A 586-nucleotide genomic window follows, 5' to 3' on the forward strand; every position below is an offset into this window, starting at 1 on the left:
CGTTCGGTCTCAGCCCAGCAGAACGACCAGGCCGCCAGCGACGCCGCCGCCCGCGCCGCCGCCGTGGCGTCGAACCAGGCCAATGTGCGGCGCCTGGAGCAATTGGTGCGGTTCGAAAAAGTGCTGGCGCCCTATGACGGCATCGTCACGGCGCGCGAAACCGACAATGGCAGCCTGATCGACGCCGGCAGCGGCGGGGGGCCGGAACTGTTCCGGGTGGCGGACATCAGTTGGCTGCGCGTCTATGTCCAGGTGCCGCAGGCCTATGCCCCCGCGATCCGGCCCGGCCTGGCGGCCGAGCTGCGCCTGCCCGAATATCCGGGCCGCGTCTTCGCCGCCACCCTGACCCGCACGGCGAACGCGTTGCAACCGGGTCCGCGCACCCTGCTGGCGCAGTTGCGCGCCGACAATCCCCGGGGCGAATTGCTGCCCGGCGGCTATGCCCAGGTGCGGCTGGTTCTGCCGGTCCCCGACCGGGGCGTGCGCATCCCGGCGAACGCCCTGCTGTTCCGGGCCGAGGGGCTGCGCGTCGCCACCCTGGCGCCCGACGGCCGGGCCCGGCTGCATGCGGTGACGATGGGCCGCG

General features: G+C 73.4%; 1 protein-coding gene. It reads left to right on the forward strand.

From position 1 onward, the window contains the following. A partial coding sequence (locus HUK84_RS22125; protein WP_176642032.1) for an efflux RND transporter periplasmic adaptor subunit occupies positions 1–586 on the forward strand: 586 nt, incomplete at both ends.

Source organism: Nguyenibacter vanlangensis, assembly GCF_013376155.1.
GTDB lineage: Bacteria > Pseudomonadota > Alphaproteobacteria > Acetobacterales > Acetobacteraceae > Gluconacetobacter > Gluconacetobacter vanlangensis.